Raw genomic sequence first — 19323 nt, 5'->3', positions numbered from 1 at the left:
GCGAGGAGCCGAGTGGTGGGGCAAGAGCGTTTTGCTTACTTTTGACTGGGCCGGCATTCCGGCTGTTCAAAAGTGAGCCGCTGTAAGAGCGGAACCAATCTCAAACATCACCCAAAAACGGATATACCCCCAATCACCCAGCCACCAAATCCCCCACCCGTGCACTGCGCAAATACGTCTGATACAACGCCGCATAAGCCCCCCCACGATCAATCAACGCATCATGCGCCCCAAGCTCAACGACCTGCCCATGCCGAACCACAGCAATCCGGTGCGCATCCCGGATCGTCGCCAGCCGATGGGCAATGATGATCGCCGTACGCCCCAGACACAGCCTGCGCAACGCCCGTTGAATCCGCCGCTCTGTGTGAATGTCCACCGCCGAAGTCGCCTCATCCAGCACCAGCACCGCCGGGTCCGCCAGATACGCCCGCACCAGGCAAACGAGCTGCCGCTGCCCATGACTCAAATGCGCCCCCAAAGGCCCAACCTCGGTGTGATACTGATGCGGCAACCGCTCCAATACCTCATCGGCGCCCAGCTCCCGGGCCGCCGCGACCAGGGTCGCGTCATCCGCCAACGGCGCCGCCAACCGCAAGTTGTCGAGAATGCTCCCGCTGAACAACACATTGTCCTGCAACACCACCCCGACATTGCGCCGCAACGCATGCTGGGCCAGCTCCCGCACATCAATCCCGTCCAGCCGCACCACGCCCGACTGCACCTCATAAAACCGCGTGAGCAACTGCACCAGCGTGCTTTTCCCATGCCCCGAAGGCCCGACAATCGCCAACACCTCACCCGCAGGAATATGCAAATCCAGCCCATTGATCACCGGCGCCTGCGCACTTGGCACATAACTGAAACCCACCTGCTCGAACCGCACCTCACCCCGCGCTCGGCCCAAATGGCGCGGTGTAGCGCTGTCGGTAATCTGCGCCTGGGTATCGAGCAACAGGAAAATCCGCTGCGCCGACGCCGATCCGGTGGCGTAGCGTTCAAACAGGTCCGACAGCTCCTGCAACGGCCCCAAGAACAGGAACACGTAAAACAGACTTTCGGCCACTTGCCCGACCGACACTTCACCGGCCGCCAGCCCATAGCCGCCCACCAGCAATAACAAGGCGATTCCCGCCGAACTCAGCAGCGCCGTAAAGGGCGCAAACCACCCCGAGCGCAAGCTGCCGCGAATCAGTGCATGGTTGAAGTCATCCAACAGCCCGCGATAACGCCGCAGGTTCGGCGTCTCCTGGGCGCACTGCTGCAGCATCCGCGCGCCGCTGACGCTTTCCACCAGGTGTGCGGTAAAACGGCTGCGGTTTTCCGCAACCCGCGCCCAGTTGCGCTGGGAGATCCGCTTGAAACTCCAGGTCGCCAGCACCAGCAACGGTACGGTGGCCACCAGGCTGAGGAAGAAACGCGGGTCGATACGCCACAACATCACCGATGCCAGGCCACAGCGCAGCAAGGCACCGAGCAGTTCAGGCGGGCCCTGGATCACCAAGGGTTCGAGGGCGTCCACGTCGCGGTCAACCCGGGAAATGATCCGCCCGGCACGGGTCTGGTCGAAGTAGCTGACGCTCAAGCCCTGGACATGCGCAAACACCTGCACCCGCAGGGCGTTCAGGACGCGGATCGCCGCGCCACCGGCAACAAACTGCGAGACCCCGGCCAGCAGGAATCGCACCAGCCAACTGGCGGCCAGCCCCGCGCCCAGCCATAGCACCAGGCGCTCGTCCAGCAGCCAGTGGTCGGCCTGCTGAATCAAGCCACGGTCCAGCAGTTCACGCACGAACCAGGGGCGCAAAAACACCGTGAACACCAGCAACAGCTCAATGCCGATCACCGCGAAAATCGAGCGGCGGATTGGCCTGAGCAGCGGCAGCAAGCGTTTGAACATGCTGCGGTCGAGGGCCTTTTTCGCGAGCATTTCTTCAATTTCGATATCGCTCAAGGCTTTGCCGGCGATTGGATTAGCCATGGTCGATCCCCAGCAGGTCGCGGTAGTGCGGGTGGGTGTGTTGCAGTTCGGCGTGGGTGCCTGTGGCGGCGATTTTGCCGTCCGCGAGCATCAGCACCCGGTCGGCCAGGAGGATGGTCGACAACTTGCTGGAGATCACCAGCACGGTGGTACCGCGCAGTTCTCGCAGGTTGTTCAGTACGTGCCGTTCGCTGATGGCGTCGAGGGCGCTGGTGGCGTCGTCCAGGCACAGGATGTCCGGTTGGCCCAGCAGCGCCCGCGCCAGGCACAGGCGCTGGCGCTGGCCGCCGGACAGGGTCACGCCACGATCACCCAGCGGCGTGGCCAGGCCGTGGGGCAGGCGCAGCAAGATGTCGTCCGCTGCGGCGAGGCGCAGGGCTTCAAGCAATTGCTCATCAGTGGCGTCGGGAGCGTTCAGGCGCAGGTTGGCGGCGAGGCTGCCGGCGAACAGGAAGCTCTCTTGCGGCACCACGTGCACCCGTTGGCGCAACGCACCGAGGTCAAGTTCGCGAATGTCTTGCCAGCCAGCGCCGTCATAGCCCAGCAGCACGCGCCCGGTGCTCACATCAGTGAGGCGTGGCAACAGGCTGGCCAGCAGGCTTTTCCCGGTGCCGGTGGCGCCCACCAACGCGACAATTTCGCCGGGCACCAGGGCCAGCGAGCAGTCATGCAGAATGTCCCGCCCACCGCCGGGAGCGCTGACACTGACGTGCTCCAGGCGCAACCCCAGGGGCGAAGCGGGCAGGGTGGCGCTGCCGCTGCGTATCGCTGCGGGGGCGTCCAGCAGTTGCCAGATACGTTCGGCACTGGCCCGGGCATCGGCGAAGGTTTGCATCACCCGGCCAATGCCTTCGATGCGAAATACCAGGGTGGTGGCGATCAGCAGCGAGGTCACCAGTTCACCGATGCCCAACTGACCGGCCGCCACCAGGTGGGCGCCGTAGACCAGGATCCACACATGTCCGAGGGCTACCACCGCCTGGGGCAGCGGAATGCGTGAACTGGAATAGGCCAGCGCCTGGCGGGCCAAGCCTGCGAACACTGCAACCTGTTCGGAAAAACCCTGGATACGGCTCTGCTCAAGGGCAAAGGATTTGATCACACGCACCCCGCCGATGCCTTCACTGAGGTCCTGGTTGACGCGGTCGTAGGCCGCGCCGACGCTGCGGTCGAGTTCAACCAGGCGTTCGGTTTGCATCACGAAAATCCACAGTCCGGTGACGGTCAGCAGCAGCGGTACCAAGCCCAGCCACGGGTTGTACCAGCTCAACAGACCCACGGTGGCCAACACCACCAGCGGGGTTTCCACCACCTGGCGCCAGAAGGTGATCAGCGCGTCACGCACCTTGTCGGCATCGCGGGTGGTGCGGGTGATCATCTCGCCCATGCCGTGCTGCCAGTGATAACCCAGGTGCAGGCTTTGCACCTGGGCGAGGATGCGTTCGCGCAGGCGTGTCAGCAGTTCCTGGCTGAGCACCAGGGACATGACGCTGGCGGCGTATTGCAGCGCGCCACGGCCCAGGGCCACGGCGAGCATCAGCCACAGCCAGTGCCAGCCAAGGCTGGCATCGAGGCTGCCGTCGGCGTGGCGGATCACTGCGCGACCGGCGTTGACATCGTTGACCGCATGGCCGATCAGCCATTGTTGCCAGACCAGGCCGAGGTTGATGGCCACGAACAGCCCGGCGACCAGAGCGAAGCGCCAGGGCATTTCGCGGTAGATCGCCAGGCTGCGCAGAAGGGGGTGTTTTTCGATCATGAAAAGCTCATTGGGTTTATTGATCCTTCCCAAACTGTGGCGAGGGAGCTTGCTCCCGCCGGGTTGCGAAGCGACCCCAAAAACAGGGCCTGCTGCGCAGTCCAGCGGGACCAAGCTCACTCGCCACAGGGATGTGTTGGGCTGGTCTAGCGAGTGGTAGCGCCCTGGGTTTCCTTGGCATTGAGGATCGCCGTGTACTCCCCCGGATCAATCCCGTTCAGGTAGTAGTTGCCCACATGGTGCAAGCGCCAGCGAATCGGGTCGTGGGTGGTATGCACCCGGGCGTTGCGCCAGAACCGGTCGAGGTTCCATTTGCTCAGCGACGAACTGGCCCCCAGCAACGAGAAAATATCGCTGGAGATCTTCAACGAAGCACTGTCCGAATGCGCCCGTGCCGTGGCCACCGACAGGATCAATTCGTCCTGCAGTTCCTTGTTCTCCGGGTCCAGCTCATGTGCGTCGAACACCCGCGCCGCATCCCGCAACAGCGACTCGGCTGCACGCAGGGCCACCGCGTATTCGCCGATCTGCTTGATGATGTGCGGCTCTTCATTGGCGTGGTCCACGCCGCTTTCCACCCAGGGCCGGGCGTTGTGCTTGAGGTACTCCACCGCCGCGGTCAGCGCGCCCGAGGCAATCCCGGTATCGATCGCCGCATGCAGGATCTGCGGGAAGGTCAGGCCGGTGCGTTTCATCGGGCCCTTGCGCTTCGAAACGAAGTCTTCATCCAGCTCGATATTGTCGAAATTCACCGTGCCGCTGACCGAGTTTTTCTGGCCGAAGGCTTCCCAGTCATCCACCAGGGTCAGGCCCGGTGCGTTGCGGTTGAGCAGCACGCCGGCGCCGCCGTCATCCGAGGCCGCGGTCAGGGAGATCCATTCGGCAAGGTAGGAACCGGTGGAGTAGAACTTGCTGCCATTGAGTACCAGCTTGCCATCTGCACGCCGCTCGACGCGGGTCTTGAGGGCGAACTTGTTCTTGCCGCCGACTTCCGCAAGGGCGTTGCCAAAGCGCTTGCCGGCCAGCACATCGGCCACCAGGCGATCACGCACCGCATCCGGATAGCCGTTGAAGATGCCCCGCAGCATCACGTTGTGAATCTGCAGCAACTGGCCCACACCACCATCGGCCACCGAGACCAGGCGCACGGTTTCGACGATGGTTTGCACCGAGGCCCCCAGCCCGCCGAATGCCTTGGGCACACCGATGGCGGTCAGGCCGCTTTGGGACAGCAGTTGCGCCTGGCGCCACGGCAACTGGCCGTTCTGGCTGCTGTCGGCGGCAATCGCGGCGATCTCCACGGCGATCTCCTTGGCTGCGGCAATGGCTTCGGCCTCGCTGTGCAGTTGGCGTACCGGTACCTGTTCGAACGTACTCATAGTTTCTTCCCCTGATTTGGCCCGTGTGTTTAAGCCCCTCTGCAGGAGCCGGCTTGCCAGCGATGGACTCAAGTGCACCGCGTAAACCCGTCAGTACACGTCATCGTTAACCACCATCGCTGGCACGCCAGCTCCTACAGGGGATTGCGCTGGATGTCGGGCATTGAAGGTGCCTTGAGCAAGTTCTGCGCCAATGCCGAAAACCACCCCTGGCGGGGCCTGCGATAACGGAGTGTTGCTGGGGCAGCAGTGGCGAACGGGTGACTGCTGGGCCAGCAGCAGCGCTGCTGACAGGCCAGCAACAGTACTTCGACTCTTTGCGCCAAAGCCCTGCAAACCGGGGCTTTGGCCAATTGGCACGGCCTCTGCAATACCTCCATGGACTGCCTTGCCCAATTCAATGGAGCTGCCCATGACCCTTTCCGCGATCCTGCCCAAGCCAGCGCTTGAGCAGATCTGGTTTACCCGCTGCCCGGTACCGACCGCCTCCGGCATCGCCTACAAACTCGGTTGGCTGGGCGACGAATTCGCCGCCGACGGCCTGTCGGTCTCGACCTTGCAGGAGGCCCGTCAACTGGGCCATCACCACTACGATCACGAGCTGCCGGGGCTGTTTCGCGAAGGCGGTAATGTGCCGGCATTGGCCGCCCGTGCCGCCGGCGCGCCGAGCCGTTTGATCGGCCTGACCTGGATCGAGGAATGGCAAACCATCCTGGTCCGCCCGGACTCCGGCATCACGCGTCCCGAGCATTTGAAAGGCAAGCGCCTGGCCTTGCCGGCCTGGGGTGACAGCCGTCCGGGGAGCATCGCCCGGGCCATGAGCCTGCACGGTTACAAAGGCGCGTTGAGCCTGGCCGGCCTGGGCTTTGATGACGTGCAACTGGTGGAGGTCGCGCTGCACGATCAGGAGCAGGCGCCCAACCCACAGGAAGGTTTGCAACGCCTGTGGTCGGGCCTCGATTACCTGGCGCGCGGCGAAGTGGACGCGGTGTACGTCAAGGGCGCTTCGGCCGCCGACGCCGCGCGCCGTCTGGGCCTGGTGGTGGGCATCGACCTGGACCTGATCGCCGAGCCGCGCTACCGCATCAACAACGGCACGCCGCGCCCGATCACTGTCCACCAGAGCCTGCTGGACAACCACTTTGACCTGGTGGTGCGTTTCCTCGCACAAACCCTGAACGCGGCTGACTGGGCCGCGAACAATCGCGACGGCCTGAACGCGATTCTCGAAGAAGAAACCCGCGCCGGCAGTGCCGGTGTGGCCGAGGCCTATCGCGGTGATTTCCATACCACCCTGGCGCCGGACCTGTCGGCCGAGCGCCTGGATTTCCTCGGCATCCAGAAAGACTTCCTGTACCTGCACGGCTTCCTGGAGCGCGATTTTGCGATCGCCGACTGGGTCGACCTGCGCCCTCTGCAAGCTGCCCATGAACTGTTGGCCAAGCGCCGCGCCTGAACCCGGAGAAATTGCCATGACTGCCATTGTCCACGCCCAACCGATCACCCAGGAACTGCAGGCCTTTATCGACAAGGTCCTGCTGGAAGCCGAAGAAGCCTTCACGGTCTTCCGCGAAACCAACACCATCACCGCCAACGGCACCGTGGGCTTTATCGAGCGCGTGCCGGGCCAGGAACTGCTGGTGTCGGTCAACTACGGCGGCCCGTGGAACTACCGCAAGCCGCTGCAGGCCACCGTCACCGACTTTGCCGGCAACGTGATTGTCGGCAAGGGCAAGGGCGGCCTGGGGCGCTACACCAAGCTGTTCCAGCAGCATGCAGACGTGACCACCGTCTCCCACGTGCACTCGCCGTACCTTGGGGCCTGGGCCCAGACCCACCGCACGCTGCCGTTCCATTACGTGCCGGTGCAGCGTTACCAGTTGGCGCGGGAACTGCCGGTGTACATCGACCGTCGCCAGCAGGAAGTGGACTTCATCCTCGACAAGATCGCGGAAAACCCCTTCAACCTGGCGATCCTCGAAGCCAACGGCGGCTCCACGGTGTGGGGCAAGCAGGGGTTGCGGGCCACGGCTGAGTTCATCCTGTTGCTGGAAGAGGGCGCGCAACTGCAATTGCTGGCGGATGCCCTGGGCGGTTCGCGGGCATACGGGCCGGGGGTGTTGACCCAGCAGTGGAAGATGAGTGGGTTGTTTGAGCAGGCCACGGCGCTGGGCCTGGTCCCCGCCATCGACCGCAAAAACTGAACACACCCTTATCACGGTGACTGAAACCACCACGACCCCTGTAGGAGCCGGCTTGCCGGCGATAGCGGTGCATCAGGCGACATTCCTGTTGGATGTGCCACCGTTATCGCCGGTAAGCCGGCTCCTATAAGGGGCGGTTCCATTCAAGGATGTTGCCCCATGGCGGTAAAAATTCTCTGGTACCTCACCACCCCCGACGGCCCTTATCCCTGGGAGCCCGAAGGGCGCTGGAAGACCGACTTCCAGCATCTCAAGCAACTCGCGGTCGCCAGTGATCGCCTGGGTTTCTACGGCTCGCTGCTGGGCTCCAGCCCCAACGAAAGCCTGGCGGTGGCCGCCTCGCTGATCGACGCCACCCAGCGCCTGCGTTTCCTGGTGGCGCAACACCCGGGCGAGCTGTCACCGGCAGTCCTGGCCAAATGGGCCCTGACCTTCGACCAATTCTCCAATGGCCGCCTGCTGTTCAACGTGGTCAATGGCAATGATGCGGGCCTGGCGACCCTCGGCGTGCATTACCCCCACGATGAGCGCTACGCCTTCAGCCTCGAATACTGGCGCGCCTTCCAGGGCTTCTATGCCGGCGATACTCGGGGTTATGACGGCCAATACGTCAAGCTCGCACCGCGTGCGCCGGGAGCGGCCAAGCATCCGCTGGGCGGCTGGCATCCGCCGTACCAGAAACCGGGCATCCCGCTGTGGGGCGCCGGCACCTCGGGGCCAGGGGTGGAACACTCGGTGCAATTGCTGGACGTGTACCTGAGCTTCGCCAATACGCCGCCAAAGCTGGGGGACAAGTTCCGCAAGGTCGCCGCCGAAGCCGCGAAGATCGGCCGTGAGCTGACCTTCGGTACCCGCCTGCAAATCATCGTGCGCGAGACCGAAGAAGAAGCCTGGGCCCACGCCGAGAAACTGCTGCAACGCACCTCGCTGCAAACTGCGCGCAATGCCATTGAGCGCCAGTTGCCACCCGGGGTGAGCTTCGAGGATTACCACAGCGACGACCCGCAAACCCAGCGCAACGTCGAGACCATTCGCGCCGGCCGTCTGCCCACGGCTCGCGAGCTGGAGATCTACCCCAACGTGTGGCTCGGCCCGAGCCTGTTCGGCTTCAACATCCTCGGCCCGGCCGCCGGCACTTACCTGGTGGGCAGCGCCGAACAAGTGGCCGAGCGTATCCGTGAGTACGAAGCCCAGGGCACCTCGGCGTTCATCCTGTCGGGTTTCCCGCTGATCGATGAGGCGCACCGGGTGGCAGACCTGCTGTTCCCGTTGCTCGACCTGGACCATGGTTTTGATGTGCCGCGTCTGAACGCCGTGCAGCAGCAAGAGGCGTAGCTGATGAGCGAAGGATTTTCCCGCCGAGTGTTTCTCGGCAACAGCCTGGCCATCGGCGGCGGCTTGCTGCTGGGTGGTTGTGACAGCGGGGCGGCGCCGACTGCGGTGTTGTCGACCACACCGACCACCGGCGGACGCCTGCGCATCGGCATTATCGACGGCGACCAGTCCGGCAACCTCGATGCCCACAAACCGGTGGGCGGCGGGATCATTCGCGGCTGGGCGCTGTACAGCAAGTTCTGGGAATGGAACACCGACGTCAGTACCCGCCTGGCCCTGGCCGAGTTCGCCGAGCCGAACGCCGATGCCAGCGCCTGGACCATCCGCATCAAGCCGGGCCTGGAGTTCCACCACGGCAAGACCATCGGCGCCGACGACATGCTGTTCTCGCTGCTGCGCCTCACCGATCCGAAACTTGCCTCGCCGTTTGCCGGACTGGTGGGCGCCATCGACCGCAATGCGCTGCGCAAGCTGGATGAGCGCACCATCGAAATCCGTTTCAAGGAGGGCCAGAGCTTTTTCCCGCTGGATGAAACCCTGATCAGCTTCGGTGGCATCGTCCCCACCGACTACGACCCAATCACCAATCCGGTGGGCGCCGGCCCCTACAAACTCAAGCGCTTCGTGCCCGGCCAGCGCTCGCTCTACAGCCGGTTCGAGAATTACTACAAACCCGGCCAGCCTTATGCCGACGAACTGGAAATCATCGAATTCAAGGACCAGGTCTCGCGGGTGGCCGCATTGCGTGCCGGGCAGATCGATGTCGCCAGCGGCGTGCAGGCCGAGCACAGCGCGCTGCTCAAGGCCGACTCGCGCCTGTCGCTGTGCGTGTCGCCCAGCACCTCGTTTACCGGCTTCAACCTGAACCTGGCCAAGCCGCCGTTTGACGACGTACGGGTGCGCCAGGCGTTTCGCTTGCTGGCTGATCGGCAAGAGTTGGTGGACCGGGGCCTCAACGGTTTCGGGCGCATCGCCAATGACCTGTATTCGCCCCACGACCCCACCTACAACCACGACATTGCGCAGCGCCCCCATGACCTTGAGCAAGCGCGCTCGCTGCTGCGCCAGGCCGGGCAGACCGATCTGCGGGTGGAACTGACGACCCCGTCCGGCGCCGGCGTTAATGCCGCTTTGGTGTTTGCGCAACAGGCGAAGAAGGCTGGCGCGGAGGTTCGCGTTACCCAGGTCGACGGCGCGGTATTCAACGGCCCGCAGCGCGAGCAGTGGCAACTCTCACCGGGTTCGACCCCGGCCCGTGGCTTCCTCGCATCGGCGTTGCACAACGACGCGCCCTTGGCGATCTACAACCGCAGCAACTTCCATGACCAGCGTTTCGATGCGCTGTATCGCCAGGCCCTGGCCCAGCCGGATGTGCAATTGCGCAAAGGCCTGGTGCACGAGGCCCAGCAGATTCAACACGAACGCGGTGGCCTGCTGATCTGGGGTTTCAACGATGTGCTGGACGCCGCCTCGGTACGGGTCGGCGGCCTTGCGCCGGAACAGACCACCTTCGCCTCCTGGCGCTTTGACGAGCTGTGGTTGAACCATGTCTAAACCCCTGCGAACGCCGGCCTGGTTATCGTGGTTTATCGGCCGCCTGGGCTACGGCCTGCTCACCGCGTGGGTGATCAGCCTGGTGGTGTTTATCGCCACCCAGGCGCTGCCATCGGACCCGGCCCGGGTGATCCTCGGCCCCGACGCGCCACTGGAAAGCATCCTCACCCTGCAACATCAACTGGGGCTGGACCAACCGATCCTGCGGCAATATCTGCGCTGGCTCGGCTCGGCCCTGAGTGGCGACCTCGGGGTGTCACTGGATTCCAACGCGCCGGTCGGCAGCATCCTGTGGGGGCGTTTCGGCTACACCCTGGCGTTGCTCGCCGGGGTGATCGCCGTGGTGGTGCCGGCGGCGCTGGGCCTCGGTGTGTACCTGGCGCTGCGCCGCGACAGCCACCTCGACCGCTGGAGCCTGTCGTTGCTGATTTTCCTCAAGGCCACGCCGGGCTTTCTGTTGGCCATCGGCCTGGTGCTGCTGTTTTCCATGCCGCATATGGACTGGTTGCCGGCGGTGTCGATCCTCGACCCGGATCAGTCGCTATGGCGCCAGTTGCCGTTCCTGGCGCTGCCGGTTGTGGCCCTGAGCCTGTCAGCGCTGCCGTACCTCACGCGCATGGTGCGCGCCGCGATGATCGACGCGCTGGAGTCCGACTACGTGATCGCCGCACGGCTGCGGGGCATTCCCCATTGGCGGATCGTGTGGCGGCATACCTTGCCCAACGCGCTGGTCCCGGCGATCCAGGGCGTGGCGCTGACCTTGCGCACGCTGATCGGCGGCGCAGTGCTGGCCGAAGTGATCTTCAGTTACCCCGGCATCGGCACCGCGCTTAACGCGGCGATCCAGATGCGCGACTTGCCGATGATCCAGGCCATCGTGCTGGTGATCACCCTGGCGGTGGTGCTGATCAACCTGTTGGCCGACCTGTTGACGGTGCTGCTCACGCCCAAGCTGCGCACGGCCCGTCGCGTGACCCTGATTTCGCGCAACCGCCGGGGCATCACCCCGTGGTGGCGGCGCTCCCGAGGTGATGCATGAGCAAGACGCGAATTTCCCGCTGGCTGGCCGAACCGCAAACCCGCAAGGGCGCGCTGATCACCTTGCTGGTCATTGCCGTGGCGCTGTTCGGTCCGTTGCTGGCGCCCCATGGCTCGACGGACATGGTCGGGCCGGTGTACGGCGCGCCCACGGGGTGGGCGCTGCTCGGGTATGACTTCCTGGGGCATGACGTGTTGTCGCGGCTGCTCAGCGGCGGCCTCTCGGTGCTGTGGATGTCCGTGGCGGCGGCGAGCATTGCCCTGGCCGTCGGCAGCACCCTCGGCTTGCTCGCGGGGCTGTCGCGGCGGCGCCTGGACCAGTTGATCACCTGGCTGGCGGACGTGTCCCTGGCGTTTCCCGACCTGATCCTGGTGTTGTTGATTGTCTCGATGCTCGGCCGCGCGCCGTGGTTGATCGTGCTCACGGTGTCGATTGCGTTTATCCCGGGGGTGATCCGCCTGGCGCGGGCCAGCGCGGTGGCAGTGGCGGGGCAGGAGTTTGTCGAGGCCGCGCAGATGATGGGCTACTCGCGGCGGCGGATCCTGTTCAAGGAGATCCTGCCGAACATCCTTACGCCGTTGCTGGTGCACTTTGGCAACATGCTGACCTGGGGGGTGGGCATGCTCTCGGGCCTGAGCTTCCTCGGTTATGGCGTGGCGCCGCCGACGGCGGACTGGGGCTTGATGATCAATGAAAACCAGGCCGGGTTGCTGGTGCAGCCCTGGGCGGTGTTGGCCCCCGCCGTGCTGATCGGCGTGTTTGCCTATGGCACCAATATCCTCGCTGAAGGCATCGGCCGCAGCAGCGCACGCCTGGGAGAAAAACAGCCATGAATGCAATCGCGCAGATGACGACGACGGTGCTGCAGGTCAGTGGCTTGCGGGTTGAATTGGCGGGGCAGGTGGACGTGTTGTCCGGCGTGTCTTTCAGCCTGGAAGCCGGGGAAATCCTCGGGCTGGTGGGTGAGTCGGGGTCCGGCAAGACCACCTTGGCTACCGCGCTGCTGGCCCATGCCCGACGCGGCGCACGGATTGTCGGTGGCCAGGTGCATGTCGCGGGCCAGGCGTTATTGGGCCTGGAAGGTGAAGCGTTGCGCCGTGCCCGTGGCAGCCTGATCGGTTATGTCGCCCAGGACCCGGCCACGGCGCTCAACCCGGCGTTGCGCATTGGCAGCCTGTTGGATGAAACCCTGGCGGTGCATCAACTGCGCCTGGACAAGGCGGCGCAGCGACAGCGCATCATTGAAACCTTGCGTGATGTCGGCTTGCCGGATGACCCGCAGTTCTTGCGCCGTTTCCCTCATCAACTGTCCGGCGGCCAGCAACAGCGAGTGATGCTGGCCCTGGCGTTTGTCCTGCAACCGCGGCTGATCGTGCTGGACGAACCGACCACCGCCCTGGACGTCACCACCCAGGCGCATATCCTCGCCACCTTGCGCCGCTTGTGCAAAAGCCAGGGCGTGGCGGCGGTGTATGTGTCCCATGACCTGGCGGTGATCAAGGACCTGGTGGACCGGGTGATGGTGATGTACGCCGGGCGGATTGTTGAAACGGCTACTCGGGACGCCTTGTTCAGTCGGCCATCCCATCCCTACACCCGGGGCTTGTTGGCGGCGATTCCCGATGTGGCCGGGCGCCTTGAATTACGGGCGATTGGCGGGCATGCCCCGGCGCCTGGGCAGCGGCCTCAAGGCTGTGGCTTCGGGCCGCGGTGCGAGCGTTTTCGGGCAGGGTGTTCGCAGCAGGAACCGCTATTGCAGCCGCTGTCGCCAGGGCATGAAGTGGCGTGTCTTGCACCCCATGATCAGCCGTTGCAGCGCATCGCCCTGGCGCCGATTGCTGCGGTGGACGCGCGCACCGACAAGGCCTTGCTGGAAATCAGCGGGTTGAACGTGGCGTACGACCGCCAGGTGCTGTTTGACGTGTCCCTGCGATTGCTGCCGGGGGAGTGCCTGGCGCTGGTGGGCGAGTCCGGTTCCGGCAAGACCAGCCTGGCGCGGGCCGTTGCCGGGTTGGGGGAGAATGCCGAAGGCGAGCTGCGTTACGCGGGGCAACCGCTGCCGTTACAGGCACGGCAGCGCGAGGGGGGCTTGCGGCACCAGATTCAGTACATCTTCCAGAACCCGTACCGGGCATTGAATCCCCGGCAGACGGTGTACCAGACCTTGAGCGCACCGCTGGAGCACTTCTTTGCGGTTAAAGGCAGTGCCGCGCGTGAGCGGGTGGAGGCGGTGCTCAAGCGGGTGTCGCTGCCGGCTTCGGTGGGCGAGTTGTATCCCCATAGCCTGTCCGGCGGTGAGCGCCAGCGCGTGGCAATTGCCCGGGCATTGCTGTGCGAACCGAAGCTGCTGATCTGCGATGAAATCACCTCGGCGCTGGACGTCTCGGTGCAGGCGTCGATTCTGGATTTGCTGCGCCAGTTGCAGCGGGACGGGTTGACGTTGCTGTTCGTCACCCATGACCTGGGCGTGGTGCGGGCGATTGCCGACCGGGTGTTGGTGCTGAAGGTCGGGCGGGTGGTGGAGCAGGGCGCGGTGGATAGCGTGCTGGATCAGCCGCAGTCGGCGTATACGCAGACGTTGCTGGAGCATTCGCCGTCGCTGGGCTGATTGGCACTGCTGCGCAGTGATCGCCGGCAAGCCGGCGCCTACGGTAAAAGGCGCACACCTGTAGGAGCCGGCTTGCCGGCGATAGCGGAGGCCGCCTTTACGCGGCCTTGCGGCGCCGAGCCTCTTCGCGCACTGCCGGAATGATCCACCGCCCATAATCCACGGTGTCATACAGCGGGTCATACCCCCGATTCAAAAACGTCGTGACCCCCAGGTCCACATAATCCAGCAGCGCCTGGGCTACCGTCTCCGGTGTGCCCACCAACGCCGTGGTGTCGCCATACGCCCCAACAGCCGTCGCCGTCGGCATCCACAACGCGCGGTCATGCCGATCGCCTAAAGCCGCCGCTGCCAGCAACCGTTCCGATCCCGTTCCCTTGATCCGCTTCTGCCACGGGCTGCCCGCCGCGAACTGCGGGTTGGCCTTGATCTGCTCCAGAATCTGCTCGGCCCGTTGCCAGGCCAGTTCCTCGGTCGCGCCCAAGATAAGGCGCACCGACAAACTCACCCTTGGCGCCTGTACACCCGCCGCACTGGCCGCCGCCTTGAGCTTGGCAATCTGCTCCGCCACACCGCTCAACGGTTCGCCCCACAGCGCATACAGGTCCGCATGCTTGACCGCAATCTGGTAGGCAATGTCCGACGAGCCGCCAAACGAAATCGGGATATGCGGCTGTTGCAGCGGCTTGACCGGGGAAAACGCGCCCTTGATGTTGAAGTACTTGCCCTCGAAGTCGAAAGGCTCCTCGGCGGTCCAGGTGCGCCGCACGATCTCCAGGTATTCGTCGGTGCGTTGGTAGCGCTCGGTCTTGTCCAGCAGGAAGTCGCCTTCCTGGGGTTCGGCGGTGATGCCGGTGATGGCATGCAGGCGAATGCGCCCGCCGCCGGTGGTGTGGTCCAGCGTGGCAAACGCGCGGGCTGCGACCGTCGGCGCAGTGAGCCCCGGGCGGTGGGCGATCATGAAGCCCAGGCGCTCGGTGTGCGCCGCCGCGTAGGCGGCGATTTGCAGGCTGTCGGCGCTGCCGGGCCCGCTGGCGATCAGTACCCGGTCAAAGCCTGCGTGTTCATGGGCGCGGGCGTGGTGGCGGATAAAGTCGAGGTCGAAATCCGGGCTGCGCACGCCACGGGTCTCGGACCATTGGCGGGGGAAGATCATGCCGACAAATTCAATGGACATGCTGGGGCTCCTTTGAGGGTTAGAACTGGTAGTCGACCTGGGCCAGCAAGGTGCGGCCCGGCATCGGTTGCAGGAAGGTGTTGGTGGAGCCGGCCAGGCCGCTGACGAAGTTCAGTTCGTTGGTCAGGTTCAGCACGCGCAAGGTGGTGCTCCACTGCGGCTGGCGGTAGTACACGGCAAGGTCGAGGTTGTATTCGTTGGGGATCTTTACGGTCTTGCTCAGGTTCAGGTACCAGTTGCTGGTCCACCAGCCGGACAGCTCGGCGCCAAAGCCCGAGTCGAAGCGGTAGTCGACGTAGCCACTGGCGGTGTATTCGGGAATCTGCACCGCGTCGAAACGCCCGGAAGGTCGCTGGTTGAGGCTGTTGTTATCGCCGAACACCGTGCCGTTGTCGGGCACGAACCCGGCCGATGCAAATCCCGCCTGGGAGGTGAATTCGTTGTAGGCATTGAGCTTGGACAGGTTCAGGCCGCTGCGCAGGTGGTCATCCGGCTGATAGCGCACGGTGGCTTCCACGCCCTTGATCACCAGCCGCGCGATGCTGTTGTTGCTGTCTGGCGCCTGGTCCCGAGCCTGCTTGAACGCGGCCAGGGTCATGAACAATTGGTTGGGCACCGCTTCGACCTTCACGCCCACTTCGTGCAACACGCTCAGGCTTTGGAACGCCAACGGGTTGAGCTGGTTGGCGCCACTGCCGCTGCCCCAGCCCAGGCCGTTGGAGAAGAACCCGGTGTTGACCGCCAGCGAGCGATCGAAGGTGTAGTACAGCGTGGTGTTTTCCGTGGGCTTGACGTAGGGGCTGACCTGGAACGCGAACAGCCGGTAGTTGTCGCTGTCCTTGCGCGGGTTGCCGCCGGCGAGCACGAACGGGTTGTCGATCTCGGCCTCGATCCAGCTGCGGCTGGCACCGATGTTCAGGCCGAAGTAGTCGCCGTACTTGAGGTTGTGCTGGCTGAACAGGGTCTTGGTGGTCCAGGTGCTTTCGGCGGTGTAGGGCGCTACAGACTCGGCGTAGAGCCCGTGCCCGGCCGGGTACATCGGTGGCAGGTTCAGCCAGCCGTAGTAGTTGGAATACTGCGGCACGCCGGGCTGGCCGATCCATGCGCCATTGCCGCCGGCGGGGTTGGCACCGGTAAGGCCCAGCAGGTCGCCGGGGTTCTTGCCCGAGGGGTTCTGGGTCAGGTCATAGGCGTTGATGGTGGAGCCGAAGCTGTTATTGGCCGCAATCGATTGGTTGAATTCGCGGCGATAGATCAGGCCGGTGTTGCTGTCATCCCGCAGGGTCCAGCCGCCCAGGCGGGTTTCATTGCGCGAGCGGAATTCGAAGCGGTTGTCGAAGATGTTGTCTTTGGACTGCACCTGGAACGAACCCACGGCATCGGTGATGTCCTTGGAGCGTTCGTAGAACGTGCTGTTGGCCAGCGTGATGGTGGGCGACAAGTCGGCCTCGACGCGCAGTTGCGTGGTAAAGCGCCGGGAGCTGCTTTCGTCTTCCTTGCGTTGCCCGGTTTGCGAGGACAGCGAGCGTTCGCCGTTGCCCGCCAGCGTCGGGTCATACACCCAGCCCCGCAGGCTGCCGGGGTTGCTCTGGGTGTTGGGCGAGGCGGTCTGGAAGCTGCCGTCCACCACGCTGTATTGGCCCTGGGCATTGCGCTGGCGCTTGACCCAGCCGAGGGTTGGCGCATCGGCGGCGCCAGAGGCCAGCACCGGCGACCACAGGGTGTTGCCGTTCTGGATAATCGGCGTGGCGCGCCCGGCGTAGTACTTGCCGTTGTCCACCAGGTCCTGGGTGGCGCGGTTCCAGCCGTGGGTGATGTTGTAGTCGTAGTAGTTGTCGTAGCTGGCGTTCCAGTCCACCCGCACGTTGTCGTTGCGCCAGGCGAGGGCGCCGTAGAACGCGTCGAAATTGTTGTCGACGTTGTCGTAGAAGTCCTGCTGGCGCTGCTTGGTGATGCTCAGGCGATAGGCCAGGTTGTCGTTCAGTGGCCCGGTATTGTCGATGCTGAATTTGTTGGAACTGCGGGACGTGCCGTCCGGTATCCACGAGCCCAGTTCACCGCTGAGCTTGGTCTTGAACTCATTGAAGTCGGGTTTCTTGCTCAGGTAGTTCACATAGCCGCCGCTGCCGGACACCGAACCGTAGGTGACCGACGACGGCCCGGCGACGATGTCGGCGCCTTCGTAGGCGTTGAAGTTCGCCGGGTGGCGCACGCCGTAACCGCGCTGGCCGTCCTGGAATACCTCGGAGCCCTGGGCGCGAAACTGCGGGGCGATGCCGGCGTTCTGGCCGCCGCCCCGGGTGATGCCGGGGGCGTATTTGACCAGGTCATCGGCGCTGCGGATCGAGTCGTTGGCCAACTGCTCGGCGTTGATCTGCACCACCGAACGCGGCGTGTCGAGGACCTTGGTCTCCGTGCCGCCGTACACCGACGTCGGCGGGCGGGTGGGCAGGGCATCATCATCGGACTGGCTGGCACTGGCCTGCACGGTCACGGTTTGCAGTTGGGTATCGGCGGCAAACGCCTGGATTGGCAGGCTTGCGGCCAGCAGCAGAGGTAAACGCAAGGCGATAGCGTGCATGGCAGAGGTGCCTCATAAAAAACAATGAAGAGCGCACGGTCCCTTGTAGGAGCCGGCTTGCCGGCGATGAGGCCCTTGGGCCCTGCGCCGGTCGACCGGACGCCATCGCCGGCAAGCCGGCTCCTACAGGGCGATGCGGTGTAAGTGGGTCAGGCCGTGTCTTTGAGCCAGAGCTTTTCAAAGCGCCAGGTGCTGAACAGCGACTCTTCCGACTGCGCCCCGCCGACGCGGGTGGAAACGCTGTCGAGCAAGTCGGCGTAGCCCCAGATCAGCATCCCGCCGCGCTCGTACTGGATCTGCTGGACCTGATGCACCAGGGCCTTGCGTTTTTCCAGGTCGGGCTGGGCCATGGCGGCCAGGAACAGCTCGCTGAATTGCGGGTCGTTGAAGTGGGTCTTGTTGGACACCGCAAACGGCGCGTCGGTATGGATCGCACTGGCCAGGAACGGCGCGCCGATGCTGCCGCCGGTGCTCAGGGTCCAGTCGTTTTTCAACGGGCCCTGGAAAGTCGCCAGGTCCACCTGCTTGACCTTCAGGGTCACGCCAATGCGCTTGGCCTGCTCGGCCAGCACCAGCGCCGAACTCAAGCCAGGCCCCGGAGTGGTGATCAATTCCACCTCGAGGTTTTCCTGGCCGGCGTCCTTGAGCAGTTGCGCCGCCCGTTGCGGGTCGTAGGGGCGTGGCCCGAGGTCGTGGTTGAAGGTCGGGTCGCTGGGCGCGTACAGGTCATTGGCCACCCGGCCCTGGCCGTTCAGCGCGCGGCGCACCAGTTCTTCGCGGTCGGCCATCAGGCGAAACGCTTCGCGCACCCGTGGGTCGTTGAACGGCGGCTTGTCGAGGTTCATGTCGAACGACAGCCAGTTACCGGTCACCGAGGTGATCACCTTCAGGCGCGGGTCCTTTTGCAGGATCGGCAACTGCTCGGTGGGCATCACGTTGGCCATGTCGATTTGCCCGGAACGCAGGGCGGCCAGGCGCGAGACCTGATCCTTGAAGTCGATGATCTCCAGCTCATCGGCGTAGGGCTTGCCGTCCTTGTAGTAGTTCTCGAAGCGGGTAAACAGTGAGCGTTGGCCGGGGGTGAAGCTTTTGAGCTTGTAGGGGCCGGCGCCCACCGGGTTGGTGACCGGGTGGTAGTCCACCGGCACGATGCCGCCGAAATTGACCCAGGTTTCTGCCAGCGGCATGTAGCTACGTCCCTCGCGGAAGCTCAGGCGCACGGTGCGGTTGTCGAGCTTGACCAGGTTGTCGCGGTCCACCCAGTGCAGCAGCGCCGCGTAGGGCGAGGCCAGCTGCGGGTCGGTGAGGCGGCGGATCGAGAAGATCAGGTCGTCGGCGTCGATGGTCTTGCCGTTGTGGAATTCCAGGCCGGGGCGCAGGCGCAGGGTCCAGCTGCTGGCGTCGGCATTCGGCTCCGCGAACTCGGCCAGAGCCAGGCGCGGCTGCATCTGCTCGTCCCATTCCCAGAGCTTGCTGTACAACGCAAAGCCGCGAACGATGCCGCTGCCAATGGGTTTGTGGGCATCGAGGTTGCCGCTCTGGTTGCCGTCGAGAATCCCCAGGCGCAGGCGCCCGCCGTAGCGGGGTTGATCGTTGCCGGTGACGTTTTTGGGCGTGTCAGCGGGGCCGCAACCGGCCAGCAGCAAGCCGCCGCCGACGGTCACGCTGTAGCCGAGAAAGTCCCGACGGCTAAGCAGTAGGCTCAT

13 protein-coding genes are annotated in these 19323 nt (G+C 64.5%); 7 read left to right on the top strand and 6 right to left on the bottom strand.

What is annotated here, in order from left to right:
* Positions 1-133: 133 nt before the first annotated feature.
* The 3 genes from HX824_RS05020 to HX824_RS05010 all read right to left on the bottom strand — a co-directional run bounded on the left by HX824_RS05020 (position 134) and on the right by HX824_RS05010 (position 5119).
* Positions 134-1981 carry an ABC transporter ATP-binding protein gene (locus HX824_RS05020; protein ID WP_177054216.1) on the bottom strand — a complete coding sequence of 616 codons (1848 nt, stop codon included), beginning with the start codon at positions 1979-1981 and terminating at the stop codon, positions 134-136.
* The gene (locus HX824_RS05015) at positions 1974-3740 is read right to left on the bottom strand and encodes an ABC transporter ATP-binding protein (RefSeq protein ID WP_177054215.1); all 1767 of its coding nucleotides are present in this window, start codon (positions 3738-3740) and stop codon (positions 1974-1976) included. Before HX824_RS05015 ends, HX824_RS05020 begins: the two co-directional genes overlap by 8 nt.
* 146 nt (positions 3741-3886) lie before the next feature.
* Complete coding sequence (locus HX824_RS05010) at positions 3887-5119, bottom strand: acyl-CoA dehydrogenase family protein (protein ID WP_177021448.1); 1233 nt, start codon at positions 5117-5119, stop codon at positions 3887-3889.
* A 412-nt stretch (positions 5120-5531) separates the two neighbouring features.
* Here HX824_RS05010 and HX824_RS05005 point away from each other — a divergent pair, with 412 nt between their 5' ends.
* The 7 genes from HX824_RS05005 to HX824_RS04975 all read left to right on the top strand — a co-directional run bounded on the left by HX824_RS05005 (position 5532) and on the right by HX824_RS04975 (position 13859).
* Positions 5532-6575 carry an ABC transporter substrate-binding protein gene (locus HX824_RS05005; protein ID WP_177054214.1) on the top strand — a complete coding sequence of 348 codons (1044 nt, stop codon included), beginning with the start codon at positions 5532-5534 and terminating at the stop codon, positions 6573-6575.
* 16 nt (positions 6576-6591) lie between these two features.
* Entirely contained in the window at positions 6592-7323 is a 732-nt protein-coding gene (locus tag HX824_RS05000; RefSeq protein WP_003216972.1) for a class II aldolase/adducin family protein, read from the top strand.
* Positions 7324-7482: 159 nt separating this feature from the next.
* Positions 7483-8658, top strand: coding sequence for an LLM class flavin-dependent oxidoreductase (locus HX824_RS04995; protein WP_177051284.1), 1176 nt, complete (start codon positions 7483-7485; stop codon positions 8656-8658).
* Between the two features lie 3 nt (positions 8659-8661).
* Positions 8662-10212, top strand: a complete 1551-nt coding sequence (locus tag HX824_RS04990; protein WP_177054213.1) for an ABC transporter substrate-binding protein — start codon at positions 8662-8664, stop codon at positions 10210-10212.
* Complete coding sequence (locus HX824_RS04985) at positions 10205-11251, top strand: ABC transporter permease (RefSeq protein ID WP_177035535.1); 1047 nt, start codon at positions 10205-10207, stop codon at positions 11249-11251. Before HX824_RS04990 ends, HX824_RS04985 begins: the two co-directional genes overlap by 8 nt.
* The gene (locus HX824_RS04980; RefSeq protein WP_087693864.1) at positions 11248-12084 is read left to right on the top strand and encodes an ABC transporter permease; all 837 of its coding nucleotides are present in this window, start codon (positions 11248-11250) and stop codon (positions 12082-12084) included. The genes HX824_RS04985 and HX824_RS04980 overlap by 4 nt, the downstream gene beginning before the upstream one ends.
* Positions 12081-13859, top strand: coding sequence for an ABC transporter ATP-binding protein (locus HX824_RS04975; protein ID WP_177054212.1), 1779 nt, complete (start codon positions 12081-12083; stop codon positions 13857-13859). The genes HX824_RS04980 and HX824_RS04975 overlap by 4 nt, the downstream gene beginning before the upstream one ends.
* A gap of 97 nt (positions 13860-13956) precedes the next feature.
* Here HX824_RS04975 and HX824_RS04970 read toward each other — a convergent pair whose 3' ends face one another.
* From HX824_RS04970 to HX824_RS04960, 3 genes are all read right to left on the bottom strand, one after another.
* A complete protein-coding gene (locus tag HX824_RS04970) occupies positions 13957-15036 on the bottom strand; it encodes an LLM class flavin-dependent oxidoreductase (RefSeq protein WP_010171267.1) in 1080 nt (359 codons plus the stop codon).
* 19 nt (positions 15037-15055) lie between these two features.
* A complete protein-coding gene (locus HX824_RS04965) occupies positions 15056-17617 on the bottom strand; it encodes a TonB-dependent receptor plug domain-containing protein (RefSeq protein WP_087693862.1) in 2562 nt (853 codons plus the stop codon).
* 149 nt (positions 17618-17766) lie between these two features.
* Positions 17767-19323, bottom strand: a complete 1557-nt coding sequence (locus HX824_RS04960; RefSeq protein ID WP_087693861.1) for an ABC transporter substrate-binding protein — start codon at positions 19321-19323, stop codon at positions 17767-17769.

The sequence above is a fragment of the Pseudomonas sp. D4002 genome (genome assembly GCF_013385665.1).
Classification (GTDB): domain Bacteria; phylum Pseudomonadota; class Gammaproteobacteria; order Pseudomonadales; family Pseudomonadaceae; genus Aquipseudomonas.
This window is presented reverse-complemented; position numbering and strand designations above follow the sequence as displayed.

Excerpts from the sequence above, each read along its gene's own strand:
- HX824_RS04985 (WP_177035535.1), top strand. The coding sequence starts at position 10,205 with ATGTCTAAACCCCTGCGAACGCCGGCCTGGTTATCGTGGTTTATCGGC.
- HX824_RS04995 (WP_177051284.1), top strand. The coding sequence starts at position 7,483 with ATGGCGGTAAAAATTCTCTGGTACCTCACCACCCCCGACGGCCCTTAT.
- HX824_RS04980 (WP_087693864.1), top strand. The coding sequence starts at position 11,248 with ATGAGCAAGACGCGAATTTCCCGCTGGCTGGCCGAACCGCAAACCCGC.
- HX824_RS04975 (WP_177054212.1), top strand. The coding sequence starts at position 12,081 with ATGAATGCAATCGCGCAGATGACGACGACGGTGCTGCAGGTCAGTGGC.
- HX824_RS05015 (WP_177054215.1), bottom strand. The coding sequence starts at position 3,740 with ATGATCGAAAAACACCCCCTTCTGCGCAGCCTGGCGATCTACCGCGAA.
- HX824_RS05005 (WP_177054214.1), top strand. The coding sequence starts at position 5,532 with ATGACCCTTTCCGCGATCCTGCCCAAGCCAGCGCTTGAGCAGATCTGG.
- HX824_RS04960 (WP_087693861.1), bottom strand. The coding sequence starts at position 19,323 with ATGAGCCTACTGCTTAGCCGTCGGGACTTTCTCGGCTACAGCGTGACC.
- HX824_RS05000 (WP_003216972.1), top strand. The coding sequence starts at position 6,592 with ATGACTGCCATTGTCCACGCCCAACCGATCACCCAGGAACTGCAGGCC.
- HX824_RS05020 (WP_177054216.1), bottom strand. The coding sequence starts at position 1,981 with ATGGCTAATCCAATCGCCGGCAAAGCCTTGAGCGATATCGAAATTGAA.
- HX824_RS04965 (WP_087693862.1), bottom strand. The coding sequence starts at position 17,617 with ATGCACGCTATCGCCTTGCGTTTACCTCTGCTGCTGGCCGCAAGCCTG.
- HX824_RS04990 (WP_177054213.1), top strand. The coding sequence starts at position 8,662 with ATGAGCGAAGGATTTTCCCGCCGAGTGTTTCTCGGCAACAGCCTGGCC.
- HX824_RS05010 (WP_177021448.1), bottom strand. The coding sequence starts at position 5,119 with ATGAGTACGTTCGAACAGGTACCGGTACGCCAACTGCACAGCGAGGCC.
- HX824_RS04970 (WP_010171267.1), bottom strand. The coding sequence starts at position 15,036 with ATGTCCATTGAATTTGTCGGCATGATCTTCCCCCGCCAATGGTCCGAG.